Genomic DNA, 16,604 nt, shown 5'->3' with positions numbered 1-16,604 from the left:
TTACATTCCTCCGCTCAACAGTGAAGGACGACGAGTAGCCGATTCGGTTTTCTCGCGCTGTTTTACTGCCACGTACACTTCGGTTTTCTGACCTGGCTCAAGAACCTTATGCGGCCATGAAGTCACACCAGCAACACTCCAGTTTCCGCAAGATTGCTCTTTGAACTCAATAGGTTCACTTGTGACGTTTCGAGCAATACCTACAAATACAGTCAAATGATGCCCCATCATCATTTGTCCATTTGCAAAATTGACTGAAATACCAGGCTGCGCACACTGAGGTAATTGAACATTGCTTGGAGTTCGATTCATGGAGTAGCCATTAGGGATTTCACCAAGAGCCAGTTTTCTGAATACTGTTCGAAGTGTTTCGATATATGGCTGACTTTGCTCCCAGCTTTTAGCTTTGTTGTTTGCAAACATGCCAGGTATTAAGCTGTTATTGTCGAGCTTCAAAAACACTTCACGAGGTGGGATTCTTTGAGGAACCATTGTTAAACTCAGCGCACGAGCTTCTGAGCCCTTTTCTGTAATGAACATGGTTACTGGGTATTCTTTTGCCGTAGCCACATAGATAACATTCTCTTTGATGCATATTTCCCCACATTCACCTTTATTTTGCCCCGGCTGTAAGGATGTTGACGTCACTTCCGGCTTACCAAATGGAGTAACGATTCGGTTGGGATGACCGATAGCAATAGGGATGATCTGATTAACCCCAGGCTCCATAACCAGTTGTGAGTTTTCAGTGTAACCACCAGCCAAATTCGAGCTATTGGCCTGAGTAGTTGTAGCTCTTTGTTTTGCTACTGAATCAGGGATTACGGGGGCTGGAACGTTGTTCTTCATAACACTGACAGGAACAACTGGTATTTCATCATCTGATGCATTCACTGCACTTGAAACACCAAGCGCAATTGAAAGCGCCAAAACAATCGAATTAACCTTCATTACGCTTTCTCCGGCTCTCTTCTTTACGTTCTAATTTGTCTAAAACACTCTTCGTTCGAGGGCGACCTTCATACGTGGTCATATAATCAAGGACAGGCATATAGTTCGAAACGCGGAGCTCAAACTCGTATGTTCTGTCTGTACGTTGCTCTTTTGCGTCAAAAGCAGCCCCCTTAACAAAGGAGTGCCCATACACAAAAACCTTGTCAGTCGTTTCTTCGTATTCGACGAAACGAGGTTCGAATCGCATAGTGATTCGGTCTGCTTGAATCTCTTGCGCTTGGATTTCAAGTGCATCAATAAACTCTTGATAAATAGTCGGTGCTAGAATTGGCTCCATACGTTCTTTGATGAAGTTAACGTTGCCGGGAGTTACGTTACCCATCAGCGTTCCAAGAGCCCATCCCCACGCCTCTTTGTATGATTGAGAGGCATTTTTTTGTGATACCCAAGCTTCTTCATTCAAAGTCCAAGGCTGAACGGTCACAATGGTCTCTTTGCTAAACAACTTCACAGCTAGCAGCAAGACGGTGAAGATCAGACCGAGGACGAAGACTCGCCCCCATTTATTTTCAGCCTGAGTGCCCTCCCAGGTTTTTAAATACACCTTTAAATTCAAGGGAAATACCTCCGGATAAATGGGTTTTTCAAAGATTTTGCTTTTGTTGCGATGAATCCCCCCCAATACAGCATGTGAAGCATGTAGCCATCAGGGTGGTTATCACGAAATCGACGATATAAATTGGTCACGGCCAAGCCGATTAAGAAAAAAATCAAGGCTTTGCCCATCATCACTCCGATGACAAGGCCAAGAAGCATAGGAGCCAGCTCATCTGCACTCCAGAGCAGCATGTGCGGCGGTTCGTCTATACGACGTGGGATTTTGACGGGCTTCATTCCATATCTCTTCCAATTTCCAATGTCGCCAATTCTGGAAGATTTTTTCAACAAACACGCCACGGGCTAACGCCCTTTTTGGGCAACTTGGGCGAAAAGTGGTCTTATAAAGAGAGAAACGGCATAAAGCCGTTTTTAGAGCGGGTAATGTGAAAGGTTAAAACAAGCGAACAAGATCGCCATACTGAATACCAAAAAAGAAACCTACGGCAAAGATTAACTGCCAAAGGATAATTTGCCCTACGCCCCATGATGCTCCAGAGCGTTCAGAGCTATTTGCTGTATGTGTATGAGAAGACATATAACCTCCAACTGATTGCTATTTAATTTTTCTTTATTCTCACCTGATCTCGTGCTCATTTCACAGCGCTGTATTTGTCCATTTGGGAAGCATTAAGACTTTCACATGTGAAAGTGAGTGACACAAAAAAGCGGCCAACAAATGGCCGCCTTTGCAATGTAATGTGACTTATCCGTTTTGCGCTTGCTTCTTCTGCTCTTGATATGCTGCTTTCATCGCGCTTTGGGTCTTTTCTACCCACTTCATTCCATCGTTACAGTCCACGTTGTCAGCGGCAGACTGAAAGCTAAGAGGTTTTCCATCTGGGTTCATGTTCCCCATAGCCAGAAGAAATGCATAGAGAGGATGTGTTTTCGTTACATTCTGAATATTTTCTATGGTTATCGGTTGATCGCACTTCTCTTCTAGTGTCTGAACCATAAACTCCGAAACTTCGGCGCAACTTTCACACATCAGTTCGAAGGTCTCAAAGAAAGTTTCCACTTCCTCCGTATAGGGTTTATCTGTCTTCGCCACTGCTGGACCTGCAAGCATGAATGCGGCAATGATTGTTAGAGCAGTCTTTTTCATATTGAATATCCTTTGGTTAAACTCGTTTTTGTAAATTGCCGAATGCAAGTCCCAACAACACACAACAGAGCATCATCACAGCGGGGATTACAATTGGATTTAGAGCTATGGGAGCAAAAAAGGTAATAAACAGCCCCATGCTTAGGAAGAACGTTCCTCGAATGCTATATCGGTGGACAACAGGGCTCGCATAGTCAAAGTTGGTTCGTTTGATCTTCCAACTCATCAAACCGTCATAAACCGCCGGGATGAACAAGATGAGCAGATACGGTGCCCAGGAGGACAAAAGTGCTAACCGCGTGTAGAACTGGTAAATTACATTGGTAAAGGCTTCAATTCGCCCCTCCACCCAAACGAACCATGCTTGGCCCATATTCTCCATTCCTTTCGACTTTCTACGTTCCTCTTCTGTTGGAATTAACGTGTGATACATAGCAGCATAAAAGCCAGAATCAAGCACACTAGTTTTGTACCAGTCCCCAGCTGTATCACTAATCCACTGTCTAGCTTCATAGCCTAAGTTCTGCTCCACCAGCTCTGATTCACGCTGAATTGTTTTATCTGTCCAATCACCAGGTACTAGCAAAAGAATCACCAAGACTTCAATGACTAGCAACCAAGCGACCAGCCACAACGGCTTCTTCATAATTGGTTCTCCTTAATACTGTTTTTACACTTTCGCTAGCGACTAACTGATACAAAGCCTTGCGAAGTTTGCATTCATTCTGATGTTGATGTGGAACAATGAATAATTCACCTTTATGGTCTGCAAGCCAGTGAGAAAAAGGCTCACCTTTCTCCACAGACCACTTGTTACCTAGTGAATCTTCAATCTCAATTTCTAGCGCTTTAGCTGTTTCAGTGATGATGGTTTCCAAGAAAACCCCTAGTCTTACCGGGTCCTCGTACTTACGTTTGTTCGCATGGAACACTACACCGCTATATTTATCTAATGCCTCTTCCAAAATCGGATAAATCACTGGCTCCTTATCCGATTTGATCCCATCAGTGATGAGACAACATAGTTGCTCAATCACATCATTGGTTGCAGGCCAATCAAAAAACAGCAGTGCCAGTGTGTGTGCATTTTTTCGATCACGCTTTCGGATCACGCTTAGTACTTTCTTGTGCGGATTCACATCAACCACTCTAGTAACCTCATAATTTTTATACTTATTCGCACTCATATTTCGCCATTAAGATGTCAAGATAGGTAGCCGTCCCTTGACTATCTTCCCCCCAGAGATTTTGGCTATGTACTCAAGGTTGGGCAGCATCCCCAGGAGTTGCGTAGAGAACAATTCAGCTTCTTCTTCCATAAGCCGTTCCCCTTGGTTGCCCCCATGCATAATCGGCTGCTCACCGTCCGTATTTTGGCCCTGCGTTCTCATGACGTAGTTCAAACGTGTTTTCGGTAAGTTGTCTGTAATGAACTTTTGTGTTTCAGGATCAATTACACGCAATGAGAATGTGTTGTTAATGTTTCCCAGAACCTGAAGTGCTTTATCTTTACTCCCCATCCGAGCGGCAAAGTCAGCGAATGTTTGTGTTGCAACAAATAGTCGAAGTTTCGCGCCACGACCTTTGTTGAGAAGCTGAATGAATGGGTCATTGATCACCTCTGCGGCTTCGTCCACAAAGATATTGACGGGCTTATTGTTGACACCAAAGTTGTATCTATCACCAGCAACAGCTGTTAAGTCAGATAAGAAAAGAGAGCCGATTGCAGAACCAACCATACTGTCGGTCAAACTATCCAGACCAATGTATGCAACCATGCCATTGTTTATTATTTTGGCTGAGTCACTTATTGGCCTGGTATCATCGACATCGCTTGAATCGGGAGACAGCATCTTTCCTAAATCACCCGAGGTAAGCATGTTCATGATAGGAAGCAGTGAAGCAACCATTTTCCCGAAGTGTGCCGAGTCATGTTGGAACATCGACAATAAGCCTTCCAAATCTGAGTGAGGAAACTCTGGTTGAATAACATCTTGGTAGAACTTCATCATGGCAAAAGCTTGCTTTTCTCTATTGCCATTTTTCACTTTTTCCAAATATGGTGCTGCTTTTGATTCCCAGTCTTCCATAACTCGTGCTGAATAAGCCTGTACGGCTTTGATAACCAGACCTGCGGCACCACCTTCCAAAAATCGTTTCAACAGAACAATGCTAGGACGTTCATAAGTCAGTACAAGACCTTGAGCGATATTGTTCAGTGCTTGCCAACCAAATGATTTGAATGGATCTGCACCTGCCTCCGAAGGTATCAACGCGGCCAAACGGCTCGCAATCTCCGTCACACGGCTAAAGTTACGTAGAGGGTCCAATCGCACGGATTCATCTGGGAACGCAGGGTGAAAGGAAACAAATCGCTCTGGATGGCCCATAGCTTCGCAAGCTCTCCTTGCATTGTCCCTCATTTCTTTATCACCCTTAGGGTCGATAATGATCACTGCTTCATTGCGCAAGACAGCTTGCGTGATCATAATGTCGAACATACGAGTCTTGCCTGAACCTGTTGTACCTACAATAAGCGTGTGGCCTTCTGTATGCTTCAACGGTTGCATCAACTTCTCTTCTTTTGGTTCAACACCGTGAATCCATGTTTGCCCCATTGGATCTTCTTTCTTTTTGCCTTTAAGGACGCGAACCGTCTTCTTGATTAAAGGCTCTTGAGCAGTAAAGGTGTGCCAGTCACGTTTGATGATTTCAAATACACGCTGAGCATGACGCTTTTCCCATACAAAACCATGACCAAGCCACATATCATCTTCTGAGCCAGCCATCATTTTTTCTAGCTCTTTTAAAGAGATAAATTCCAGTTCACGACCAAATAGATGCTTCTGGAGACGATGTAACATCATGGCTTTTGGGATTCGGGACATTGCCATAACACCACAAATACCAGTCATCCAATAAAACGGTTCCGGAGGCATTGACTCTGCCATTTGATTAACCGTCAAGGCCACACCGCTGGCAGCTGCCCACCCTAGCGCTGCACGACCTTCAAAATTTGGCCTCCACGGCATTTCATACCCAAGTGGGTCATAATCCATGCTCATCTATCTTTACTCCACCTCTAACCTTAAATTCCCCTGGCGAATAGTCATTCTTGGGCGTCGTTGCCCACTAGCGAGTAATGCTCTCAGCATAGATTTGCTAAGATTCGTACACTCACCAGTTACTTTCTCCAGAGCCTTATCGCTTGTTACCAAACACCCATCCTCCTTAATGACCGGACCGACTAACCATCGTCCTTTTTGGTTTTTTATCATTTCTTTCAGAAGCCTAATGGCCTCCTCTGCATCAATGTCAGACTGAGGAGGTAAAAAGTCCTCATCACTAATTTCTTTCGCCTTCTGAGGCTTTTTAGGTTCCTCGTCTTCTAGATCTATTTGCCCGACCACTTTTGTCATTGGCAGTTCTAAATCAGAATCGAAATCCAGACTCACTGGCCGCGTTTCTTTTGGTGGTTTATTTACCGTTGTCTTTGGTTTTTGGCGCTTAGGTAAACGTGACACATTTTGCTTTTCCTCATTAGAAGCACTGTTTTCACTCTCATTTTTGTGCTGTTCGGTTTGAGTTTTAGCTGCTGTGCCCTTCTTACCTTGTGCCGTTTGTTGTGCGATTCTTTTATTCTCAGATGAGCGGCCACCTGTTTGCTCTCCGGGCAGTAATGCTGAAATATCCATTGCAGGTTTAGGCTTTTTCGGCGTAGATTGGTTGGTTTTCTGGCTCTTAACTTTCTTTTCTGAGTGTGCCTTTTCAGCTTTCTTGCCAGATTGGCGTTTATCATTTAGCGCACTAACTTCACGAATTGGGTCAAAGTCTTTCTCAGCTTGTTCTATCGCAGCTTTGATAACATCTGAGATATCAGAAGAAAGTAACAACCCTTTAATGCCACTAAAATCATGAACCTTCCGGTTTGGATGAACTGGGTCAGGCACGATAGCGCCAGCGTCAAATAACGTGTTCAAGACTTCGGCTGGAGCCCCAAGCGCTCGGGCACCTTCTGGATAAAGGATCACTGCTTTTTTCTTCATAAAGCAAAGCACTTCACCTAATGTTTTGTGTCCATCCAGCACAGGAATAATGGCTTCTTTTAAAATACTTTCTGCCGCGCCGTATCCACTTAGAACATTCTCCAAATGACCACGCACATCAACATCACTCGATTTATCCTGCTGGCTGAAAGAATATGTCTCTGCATCTTGGAAATGTTCTGTTGGAACAAACTCTTCACGCTCTTCCATCTCATGGGAGTAGTCATAGGCATCCAAAGGGACAGCATCTATTGGTGCAAACATATCCTCTGGCGGCATTGGTGGGGCATCAAATATTGCGCTCGGTTCAGGGCCAAAAAACTCATTCGGTGACAAGGATGCTGCCGTGTTTGCGGATGCTTTAGGCTGACGCTTCTTGCCCGAGCGAATGTTGTCTATGCCGGGTAAAGATGTGTCTTCTTCGCTTTGTTCTGTTGGAACATTTGGCGTTTCAGCTTTGTCTTTTTGTGTTGTATCAGGCTCGGTATTGAGCCCAAATGCATCGAATGGAAAATCGCAAACTCCTAATGCCCCACCAGCATCTTTCAGCCCTTTCAATGGATCGTCTAATGCTAATGGTGCTGCGGTTTGAGCGATTTCTTGTGCTGATGGTTCTTTTGGGGCATCAGCTTTATCGTCATTCTTGCTTGTTTTGGTATCGGTGGAAGTGCCACCTTTCGGTTCCGATGATTGAGAGTCCGTTGAGGGCGGTGCTGCCATAAAATCTGGAATTTCGAATCCATCATCAAGAGAACCAATAGGCTCTGGTGTAGCGGTGAGCGAATCAGAGTTCTCATCTCCATCTTCCGGTGCATCGTCATCAAGCTCACTGGCATCAAGTTCCTGTTCGTCCTCATCGCCAATAACTTCACCCGCGATGGCCGCAGGCGGTTCAGTGGTAAAAACCAACTCCGACGATTCAAGACGCAGCATCTGCATTTTGATTTTCCCTGTGACTTCTTCCCCTTCTTGAGGTAATTCAGGGATAACTTCCCAATAACGATAGAAAACATCTTTGCCATGCTCTGGTAATACGTTTTTCAGAGCAAAACCACGCTCAATTAAAATATCAGCCAAGGTATCTGGATCACGAGGAATGCCAGGAATTTTATCTTCCGTTAACAAGTCATAAATATCACTGGCTCCCTGCTTCCATGTAATGAACACACCCTGATGTAAATGCCACACCTTCGCGCCAGGCTCATTGACTTTCCATTTGCCCGTTTTAACCAATCGACGTAAAGCATCAAATACATAACGCTCAACAGGAACACCGTAAGCAAACTCATCGACATCTAGGCGATTCTGTTTGAGGTCACGAGAAACACTTTCACCATCAGCTTTAAGCATTAACTTTGTTACCGGGTCATTGATTCTAAGACCTGATATTGCCTGTAGCATGGATTCAACAATGTCTTTACCGGGATCAGCTAGAAACTCCAAAGCCTCTGGAGTCAAAATTCGTTCGACGGTCAGCAGCGAAAATTGCTCGTGCCGTTTGTGTTCTCTATCTCTCCAACGAAGAAAATAACGACTCACATTATGGCGCTTAGCCCAGTCAACCAGAGTTTCTGAATATGGGTTCCACGTTTTACTACCATCGCTGTTTGTGATCACAACATCAGACAATGGCTTACCAACGTCATGCAATAACCCTGAGAAACAACATGCCAAACGCCATCGCGGCTCATTGTTTCTTCGTTCACGAGGGGAGCCTGAAATTGAGAAAATAACTGACTCAGATGCCTGTGTCGCCCAAAAGGCAACCTCCAGCCCATGACGAAACAATCCACCAGCTCCCCGATGATGATGAGCTTCGGATGCTGGTAATAAATGAACAAACGCCGCGTAACGGCCAATTACAGGCATGACTAAACGGTCGTACTCTTCTTGAGTAAAACCTAAAGTGCTCCTGATTTTTTGAATAAGTTCGTTCTGTGTCTGCAACACTTTATCGACTGGGGCCATTGGTAGCCCTTTGGCAAACGGCGGGTATCGAGGTATCTCTTCGTCAGCTAAATCCCTAACCTGGGAAGCTACTACCTCTACTTTTTTCTCACCGCGCCCACCAAATAATTTTTTAAAGGCACTACTTATCATCTGGTTCTTATTTACCTGCGCTTTTTCCGTGCGTATATGCTCGCAGACCCTTTTGTCTTCTCATATCTCCCCTCCTGTCCATTTTGGGCAGTTTGAGGCGTCAGAGATGATTGAGTGACCAGATAAAATACACAGCATCATTATTTGGTATCAGGAGAGTTGTATGGAAAGAACATTGCCCGATGCTGCCTATTTGGCACTTGATGCTTTAAAGCGCCAAGCACAGGCAGTAACCGCTAACAACATGCAGGGAGACAAAGAGGCTTTGCATCAGGCTCAGTCTGACATGTCTCTTGTTAATAACTGGACAACAGTCATTACTCGTAAGCTTTTAAGCAACAGTGATGGCCGGACAATCGACACCATTGATGAACAATGGTTGGAGCAACAATTCAATGGGTAAGCAGATGATTAAAAAGCAATTAGTAGTACTTGTAGGGTTAGCTATTTTGGCTGGGTGTTCCTCAACCAAAGATATCCCACCAACAAACGCAGAATTGCACCAACGCTACGGCATTCCTCAGCAGCCGACAGATCAATGGATTCAAGAGAACCTTCCTATCTACGAAGCGAAGGCTGACAAACTGCTTGCGTCTGATGATGATGTCGATGCCTATTACTTCCTTTTGAATATTGCTGAAAATCGTGGCAGTGCTGATATCGAAGCACATAAGAAGCAAGATCGTGTAGATCGTGGTCTCAATGTTTCTTATGAAGATTTAGGACTGGGTGGAGCAGCATTTCGCAAACCCGATTACATCCATGTATTAGGTCCAACAAGTAGTCTCGGCGCGAATAATGAAAGCGCATTGATAAAACAGCAGAAGGATAAAAATGGTTCCAACATGGAAGATGCCATTTCCGCATACAAAAAACTTTCTTCTGGTGTGAAAGGCAAAGGGTACTCCTTATACGAACTATCACGCTGGGAGCGTTTCTGTGATAGCGGTAATGGCATGGATGAACGCGATTGGCAGTTCATCGAGAAAGAAAAAGGCGAAACAGGCAGTATCCCAAGCGATCTGGTTGGTCAGTGCAATCCGCCACAACACACTTACCAAGATTATCTCACCGCTTGGACGCAATTTTGCACATCACAAAAAATGACGAATGAACAGCGCAAGATCGTTCGCAGTTCTACTCGCCCATTTACAGTGGTAAACCCATGCAAAGCCATAAAGTAACCACCAGCTCATCACATACTCAGTTGACGGAAGAAGAGCTTCTCGTTCTTCAAGCTAAAGCTGAGCTCTTTGATGAGCTGAACATCATGCTGGTTGAGGCCGGACAAAGTGGCACTCCGGAAGAAGCAGCAGTCGTTATCTCTGCCAACCTAGCTTTTATTGCTGGCACAGAGAAATCCCCCTTAATAGCCGATGCCTCCGAAAACTGGAAACAGCTGACCAACCTTTCTACGCAGCAAAACGGTATTCAAGACATCGCGCTCAAACCAAAGGAGTGCGCTTAAATGGATCTGTACATTTGTGAGAAGCCATCCCAAGCAAAAGACCTCGCAGCTGTGATGGGAGTAACTCAGCACGGCGACGGTTTTATTCATGATGGAAGTGGCCGGGCAATAACCTGGGCTCTTGGTCATCTATTAGAACTCTATATGCCCGATGACTATGACGAGAAATATAAAGCATGGTCCCTTGAAACACTGCCTATTTCTCCTGAATCATGGCGTAGCAAGGTGAGGCGTAGCTCTTCCAAGCAATATAAAGTGATCGAGCAGCTGGTGAAAAAAGCCAGCACAGTTTATATCTCGACTGACTATGACAGAGAAGGCGAAGCGATCGCTCGTTCCCTACTCGATAGATTCCGATACCAAGGCCCCGTAAAACGAGTTTGTTTAACTGCTCTTGATGAAAGCAGTATCAGAAAAGCACTTCGAAACATCAAAGATGGCAAGGAGACGATACCCCTTTATTACGCATCCCTATCTCGCCAGCGAGCTGACTGGGTAGTGGGTATGAACATGTCTCGCTGTTATACAGTACTTGCAAGAGAGGTTGGCTTCGGGCAAACGCTCCATATAGGACGAGTAATCACCCCCACGGTCGCCCTTGTGTGCCAGCGAGACAGTGAAATAGCCAACTTCAAACCATCACCGTTCTGGACGATGGACGTCGGTGTATCTGTTCAAAACGGTCAATTCCTTGCTCACTGGGTGCCGCCAGAAGAGTGCTCTGACGATCAAGGGCGATGTACAAACAAAGCCTATGCAGAGCAAGTAGCCGCTCAAGTAAAAGGAGCGCAAGCACTTATAAGTAAGGCTGAAACAAAAGCTGGCAAGGAATCAGCCCCTCTTCCATTTGATTTGACTAGTTTACAGCAATACGCGGCCAAACGTTGGGGGTACAGTGCGCAAGAAACACTTGATGCAGCACAAGCTTTGTACGAAAAGCACAAAGCAACCACCTACCCCCGTACAGATTGCAGATACCTGCCAGAATCACAGAAAGAGGATATCCCCGATATTCTTCAAGCTCTGATTCTTTCGGATCAGCGTGTTTCAGGGCTGGTGGCTGGAGCAGACCAATCGAGATCATCAAGAGCGTTCAATGACAAAAAAATCACCGCTCACCATGCCATCATTCCAACTCCGGCCAAAACCAACATAAGTGCCATGAGCGAAAAAGAGTTCAATCTGTACGATGCAATTCGTCGTTTCTACATCGCCCAGTTCTACAGTCCTTTTGAATTCAACAAAACTACAATTGATGTTCAATGCGGCAATCATTCGTTCACGGCCAACGGCAAAACACATTTACGTCAAGGTTGGAAAGTACTATTCAACAATGATGCAGAATCATCCCCTCAAGATGAAGGCGATGATCTTGATGGACCAAAAGAGCAAGAGAAATTACCGAAAGTTAGCCAGGGTGAACCAGCCTTGATCAATGATTCGGTAATCACTGACAAAATGACTCGGCCATCACCTCATTTCACCGAAGCCACACTACTAAGCGCGATGGAAAACATTGCTCGCTTTGTCACAGAAGAAAAGTTTAAGCAAGTCCTAAAAGACACCGCTGGCCTCGGCACCCCAGCTACCCGTGCAGGCATTATTCAGGGTGCGGTCGATAAAGGGTACTTGCAGAGAAAGAAAAAGCTCCTTATCGCCACGGATAAAGCTCACGCACTTATTGCTGTCGTACCAGCAGCGATCAAAAGCCCAGGCATGACGGCGGCTTGGGAACAGGAACTGGAGAAGATAGCGACAGGGAACGGAAACATGTCCGTCTTTATGCAGCAAATCTCAGGTTGGATTGTTCAAATGATCCAACAACTCAAGCAGAATGCTCCAACCCTAACTCAACCAGAAGGCATCTTAGCTAAGGCTTTCAAAAATGCGGAAGGTCCTACTCATGATTGTTTCAATTGTGGTGGTAAGTTGAAGCGACTAAAAGGGAAAAATGGCTTTTTTTGGGGGTGTCAGAACGAGACATGTAAAAAGACTTTTCCTGACAATCGTGGGAAACCAGAAAAGCGTATTGCTGCTGAGGATTGTCCTGATTGTCCTGACTGTGGCAAGCCAATGCGCCTACGTAAAGGCAAGGCTCCAGGTAAAAAGCGAGCTAGCTCTTTTTGGGGTTGTACTGGGTATCCTGATTGTAAATCGACGATGCCATACTCTCGGAAGAAAAAATCTCTGGAAGAGTTATTTGACTAACGTCTCGGGGCTTAGGCCCCGGTATATAACTGATAATCAAATAGGCTCACTGACACTAGAACATCCATTAAACAGAGTGATATTTAGCATTTTAAATTTTTAAGGGTCCATTATGTATCATAACCGAGAACACGCCAAAGCTGCTTTCAAACACCACACCCTGTATCTTAATCTAGGCTGGATGGATAATGATAGGCAAAGAGTGATTAATAGCCTTTATTTATATAGCTTAGCTAAATTCAAACAGGAAAAGTGTAGAGAAATAACCACTCCAACGACAGATTTCATGAATAGCGTAGATAGATACAAAAAACCAAGAATCGACAACAATTTCCCTGTGAACGCACTATCAAATAAGAGTTCTTTAGGGGTCGCTGTAGCACTGCCATTGTACAAACAATGTAAAGTAAAACGAGTAGAAAAGTTATTTTTAGGAATATTAAATAAATCTACAAGGTGTTACCTAGATCTATATGAATTCGAAATTAAGAAGCTCCTAAAGACTGAATGTAAAAAATTACACTCATTAGGCTATGATAATTTTGAAGTTCGAAGCCTAATATATAACACGCATTTTTTACCCAAAAGAGTAGTGAATTCAATTGTTAGACATAGTGGAAAAACTAAATACAGCGTTAACGTCCCTAAGTTTATACTATATAGGGATTTTATAGACTCCCCCTCCATTAGTTATGTCTTAGAAAATAATGCTGTAAGTGATTTCTTCTATCATAGTTCCGTTTTCAGTAGAGGAATGCCGACTAAAAAAAATAAAACAACACTTTCTAATCAGCTCGATATATCTCGCCTTCAAGGGGCTTTGTTGCGTAATTAAATTTAGAGATAGAGCAACCCCGTTTCGCGTATTTCTTAGTCAATACGACAAGTTTCAGGCATACCTAACCTAGTAAGCTTGTTCAACGCTTTTATCATCGCGTAAGATTCACCCACCTGGGCATTGTAATTCCTTAAGCTCAGTTTCCCTCCTAGCAACTGTTTAACTCGATACATCGCTGTTTCTGAGAGTGAACGTTTGTGGTATCCATACCGCTCTTTCCAATACTTATTTTAGCCGTATAACTTCTGGCAACCCACGGCGAGATTTCGAGGATGACCACGCTCCCAGAAGGCTGCCCCTTCTCGTGGGGGAACAAGCGCAATGGCTCCCTTAATCTTAATAGCAGTGTGACACGCTCTTGTGTCATAAGCGCCATCACCAGACACCTCAAGGATACTTCGGCGTGTTTGTTTCAGTAAGTTCGGGAGTACTTCGCCATCTGTAACCGTTGATAAACTTAGTTCGGCGGCAATGATCTCATGAGTGTTTGTGTCGACGGCAATATGAAGCTTTCGCCAGACTCTCCGCTTGCCATCCGTCCCGTGTTTTTTGACTTTCCATTCACCTTCGCCATAAACCTTAAGGCCAGTTGCATCAATGGCTAGGTGTTGTATCGCTCCTCTCGTTTTAGTCTTAAATGAGACCTCTACTTGTTTGGCTCTACGACTGATGCAGGTGTAATGCGGACAACTTAGCGGTACATGGGTTAACCTAAATATCGAGTCGATAAATCCTTGCAGCGCTCTCAGCGGCATAGAAAAAACTCGTTTCACCATGAGTGCTGTCGTAATAGCTAAATCACTGAACCGACGTGGCCTCCCGCGCTTATTCTGTTTGCTTTGCGCCCAACCGCTTATCGCCTCTTCATCAATCCAAAAGGTCAGAGAGCCACGGTTAATGAGTGATTGATTGTATTGCTTCCAGTTGGTTGTTTTATAACGAGGTTTAGGCATAGGGCTACGAGAGGAAGTGAATGTAGCTAATCAGATCGTAGGTTCTGGATTTAGTTCCGCTGAATTACGCAACAAAGCCTACCAAAATACCTAAAAACTCAATCAAGATACCTGTTTCTGGAGGTTACTCCTATTCACCTGACTTTGCTTATGTAGTTAAAACTGACTCGGGTGATTACCTAAACTTCATCATTGAGACGAAAAATGTTGATGGAAAAGATAATCTTCGCAAAGAAGAAGAACGAAAAATTGAACACGCTAAAGAGCTGTTCAACCAAATTAGTAAAGATATAAAAGTTGAGTTTAAAACCCAATATGCTGGTGATAAGATCATTGAACTAGTAAAACAATCTTTTGCTGTTTAGATTTTGTAATTTCAAGGGGGGCTAAACAGCCTCCCTAGTTTTTATATATATTAGACATTAGAAAAAATATTTTTTTTAACAACAAGCTTTTCAAAGTACTTATTTTCAAATCCCTGCAAAATCCAACATACTAACCCCACTAGGTATTATTATTGGTCATTCTGTTCTAAGTTGTCAGCGATTTCACGAAGCACCTTAGCCCAGCCTTTTTGAGATTCATTTTTGAAAGGCACGTTTTCAAAACATTGTTTGAGCGAAAAAACTGCTGGTGGGATCTCTGGTGATAAGCACACATTAACTGTACCTGCATGCAACCAAATCATCAATCAACAACAATTGACGGTTTAATAGGCCACGTTAGCCCTTTTGGATCTACTTCCTGGTGCATGATTTTTCCTCTTAGTTGTTTAACTGTTCTGGCACAGCTTCAACAGCAATACTTAATAACGTTCTCTTTAGCTCCCAGAGAGATTGTACGGGCCATGATGCCCAATCTAATGGGTTGCATTCAATTTCTTCACTAAACGTAATTAGACCCGTTCTGGCTCTATTTGGAATGCTGACCTGCGTCGATTTGTACTTTTCAGCAGTCATTCTAGCTGTTTGCCCGTAATAGTAGTAATCAAGTGCAATTTGGGCATTAGCGTTATTCTCAAGGAACTGTTCTAACCTTTCCTGCTGTTCTAACATAACCATTGCACACCCAATAAACAGTTCCTTGTTATCTAACACATCCTGTCTATTGAACTTTGGCTGTCTCGCAGAGGACTCATGCACCTTCCTAGAAACCTTCTTTGCCATTTTTGGTTTAACTTTAGGCTTCTTTTTCTTAGTTGGCCGCAATTGATATCTTGTCATTCCCAGCGAATTTAAACAGTCTTTGCATACTGGCTGAGCTCCGTTCTTCGCAGCGGTGATGTTCCTATAATGAGCTCCGTTACCAGATACAACTTTTCCACAAAGTGATATCTGACGAGATGACTCAATCCGTTTAGACCTTAAAATGCACACCATAATGACTACCTAGACTTTTTCACCGTGCTTGCGCATAAAGCAATATGCAGTTTCTAAATCAGCCTCAGAATGGGTAATTCCTTTATTCATCTGAATGTAAAAACGACATGCCTCAATATCAGAATCAAACTGGTAGATGTTCACGATCAAATTCAACCTTGGGAAAATACCTCCAGATTTTAAGTCTTCCCAATACAGTTCATCAAATACAGCGAATTCACCAGAATGAAACGCCGCAATAGCGGTAAGCCTCTGTAACCCATCTAAGATAAGGGAATCATCCAGCTCTCCCCCCCTGCCTTTCACATCATAAAGCTGTACTTTCGTTTCACATCCACACAAGAGGTTTTCAACGAAACATTGCTGCATGTTTTTCGTCCACTTCTGATTGGAACGCTGAAACTCAGGGGTTAACTTTTCAAGTATCTCATAAGGAGATAAAGCTATCTCCTCTGTTAGCTCTTGCACCAAGCTATTGTAGGCAAGCAAACCACCAACGGGTTTGAATAAGTCTTTAAAGCTAACGTTTACGGAATAATTCGGAGAACGATAAAACGCACTTTGTGTCACTATTTCCTTCAACCGTTCAAGACCTGATTTCATCGTGCGGTCTCCTTCTTTAGTTCTGAAAGTTTGATTTGATAAGCATCATAGAAAAAACACGCCCAGAGATAATTCGCATAGATACGCTTCGCAAAGTTTTTCCCTGGCCTGTCCTTTACGATCTCTTTTGGAAGTGATATTGCGAGACTGTTGTACTCAACCATATCGGAAAGACGACGCTTTACTTCATCGAGGAAAGGTCCAAGCTCAGTACTGAGGAATCCCCTAATGATTTTGATAAAAATCATAAATTTAAGGTAGATGCACATCTTGTCATGTGATCAAATGGT

The 16,604-nt window shown here is 43.8% G+C and carries 17 protein-coding genes and 1 pseudogene; 6 read left to right on the top strand and 12 right to left on the bottom strand.

Features of this window, described 5'->3' with window-relative positions; all coding sequences use genetic code 11:
• From R7E51_RS16435 to mobH, 9 genes are all read right to left on the bottom strand, one after another.
• Complete coding sequence (locus tag R7E51_RS16435) at positions 1 to 951, bottom strand: TraK domain-containing protein (protein ID WP_014386711.1); 951 nt, start codon at positions 949 to 951, stop codon at positions 1 to 3.
• On the bottom strand, positions 941 to 1,558 hold the full coding sequence (locus tag R7E51_RS16430) for a TraE/TraK family type IV conjugative transfer system protein (RefSeq protein WP_041154814.1): 618 nt from the start codon (positions 1,556 to 1,558) through the stop codon (positions 941 to 943). The genes R7E51_RS16435 and R7E51_RS16430 overlap by 11 nt, the downstream gene beginning before the upstream one ends.
• 8 nt (positions 1,559 to 1,566) lie before the next feature.
• The gene (gene traL / locus R7E51_RS16425) at positions 1,567 to 1,848 is read right to left on the bottom strand and encodes a type IV conjugative transfer system protein TraL (protein ID WP_014386709.1); all 282 of its coding nucleotides are present in this window, start codon (positions 1,846 to 1,848) and stop codon (positions 1,567 to 1,569) included.
• A 157-nt stretch (positions 1,849 to 2,005) separates the two neighbouring features.
• Entirely contained in the window at positions 2,006 to 2,149 is a 144-nt protein-coding gene (locus tag R7E51_RS16420) for a hypothetical protein (protein WP_153274586.1), read from the bottom strand.
• A gap of 168 nt (positions 2,150 to 2,317) precedes the next feature.
• A complete protein-coding gene (locus tag R7E51_RS16415) occupies positions 2,318 to 2,719 on the bottom strand; it encodes a hypothetical protein (RefSeq protein WP_014386708.1) in 402 nt (133 codons plus the stop codon).
• A gap of 16 nt (positions 2,720 to 2,735) precedes the next feature.
• Positions 2,736 to 3,365: a DUF4400 domain-containing protein gene (locus R7E51_RS16410; RefSeq protein WP_014386707.1), complete on the bottom strand. Its 630-nt coding sequence runs from the start codon at positions 3,363 to 3,365 to the stop codon at positions 2,736 to 2,738.
• The gene (locus tag R7E51_RS16405) at positions 3,322 to 3,906 is read right to left on the bottom strand and encodes a hypothetical protein (protein ID WP_014386706.1); all 585 of its coding nucleotides are present in this window, start codon (positions 3,904 to 3,906) and stop codon (positions 3,322 to 3,324) included. Before R7E51_RS16405 ends, R7E51_RS16410 begins: the two co-directional genes overlap by 44 nt.
• A gap of 9 nt (positions 3,907 to 3,915) precedes the next feature.
• On the bottom strand, positions 3,916 to 5,778 hold the full coding sequence (gene traD, locus R7E51_RS16400) for a conjugative transfer system coupling protein TraD (RefSeq protein ID WP_046224206.1): 1,863 nt from the start codon (positions 5,776 to 5,778) through the stop codon (positions 3,916 to 3,918).
• A 12-nt stretch (positions 5,779 to 5,790) separates the two neighbouring features.
• On the bottom strand, positions 5,791 to 8,865 hold the full coding sequence (mobH, locus tag R7E51_RS16395; RefSeq protein ID WP_014386704.1) for a MobH family relaxase: 3,075 nt from the start codon (positions 8,863 to 8,865) through the stop codon (positions 5,791 to 5,793).
• Positions 8,866 to 9,028: 163 nt separating this feature from the next.
• Here mobH and R7E51_RS16390 point away from each other — a divergent pair, with 163 nt between their 5' ends.
• The 5 genes from R7E51_RS16390 to R7E51_RS16370 all read left to right on the top strand — a co-directional run bounded on the left by R7E51_RS16390 (position 9,029) and on the right by R7E51_RS16370 (position 13,376).
• Positions 9,029 to 9,268 (top strand): hypothetical protein, encoded by a 240-nt coding sequence (locus R7E51_RS16390; protein ID WP_014386703.1) that lies wholly within the window; start codon positions 9,029 to 9,031, stop codon positions 9,266 to 9,268.
• Positions 9,261 to 10,049, top strand: coding sequence for a hypothetical protein (locus tag R7E51_RS16385; RefSeq protein WP_014386702.1), 789 nt, complete (start codon positions 9,261 to 9,263; stop codon positions 10,047 to 10,049). Before R7E51_RS16390 ends, R7E51_RS16385 begins: the two co-directional genes overlap by 8 nt.
• Entirely contained in the window at positions 10,031 to 10,333 is a 303-nt protein-coding gene (locus tag R7E51_RS16380) for a hypothetical protein (RefSeq protein WP_014386701.1), read from the top strand. Before R7E51_RS16385 ends, R7E51_RS16380 begins: the two co-directional genes overlap by 19 nt.
• Entirely contained in the window at positions 10,334 to 12,541 is a 2,208-nt protein-coding gene (locus R7E51_RS16375) for a DNA topoisomerase 3 (RefSeq protein WP_014386700.1), read from the top strand.
• 112 nt (positions 12,542 to 12,653) lie between these two features.
• Positions 12,654 to 13,376, top strand: a complete 723-nt coding sequence (locus tag R7E51_RS16370; protein WP_014386699.1) for a hypothetical protein — start codon at positions 12,654 to 12,656, stop codon at positions 13,374 to 13,376.
• A 35-nt stretch (positions 13,377 to 13,411) separates the two neighbouring features.
• Here the strand turns inward: R7E51_RS16370 and R7E51_RS16365 are convergent.
• Positions 13,412 to 14,332 (bottom strand): annotated as a pseudogene (locus R7E51_RS16365) (IS5 family transposase).
• A 44-nt stretch (positions 14,333 to 14,376) separates the two neighbouring features.
• On the opposite strand from R7E51_RS16365, the gene R7E51_RS16360 reads away from it, so the two are divergent.
• A complete protein-coding gene (locus R7E51_RS16360) occupies positions 14,377 to 14,697 on the top strand; it encodes a restriction endonuclease (RefSeq protein ID WP_313885153.1) in 321 nt (106 codons plus the stop codon).
• Positions 14,698 to 15,096: 399 nt separating this feature from the next.
• Here the strand turns inward: R7E51_RS16360 and R7E51_RS16355 are convergent, their stop codons facing one another.
• Together R7E51_RS16355 and R7E51_RS16350 are read right to left on the bottom strand one after the other, a co-directional pair.
• The gene (locus tag R7E51_RS16355) at positions 15,097 to 15,429 is read right to left on the bottom strand and encodes a hypothetical protein (RefSeq protein ID WP_133305456.1); all 333 of its coding nucleotides are present in this window, start codon (positions 15,427 to 15,429) and stop codon (positions 15,097 to 15,099) included.
• 291 nt (positions 15,430 to 15,720) lie between these two features.
• On the bottom strand, positions 15,721 to 16,314 hold the full coding sequence (locus R7E51_RS16350; protein WP_014386695.1) for a hypothetical protein: 594 nt from the start codon (positions 16,312 to 16,314) through the stop codon (positions 15,721 to 15,723).
• Between the last annotated feature and the right edge of the window lie 290 nt (positions 16,315 to 16,604).

Origin of the sequence: Vibrio sp. Vb1166, assembly GCF_033338695.1 — a bacterium.
GTDB classification, from domain to species: Bacteria; Pseudomonadota; Gammaproteobacteria; order Enterobacterales; family Vibrionaceae; genus Vibrio; species Vibrio alginolyticus.
This window is presented reverse-complemented; position numbering and strand designations above follow the sequence as displayed.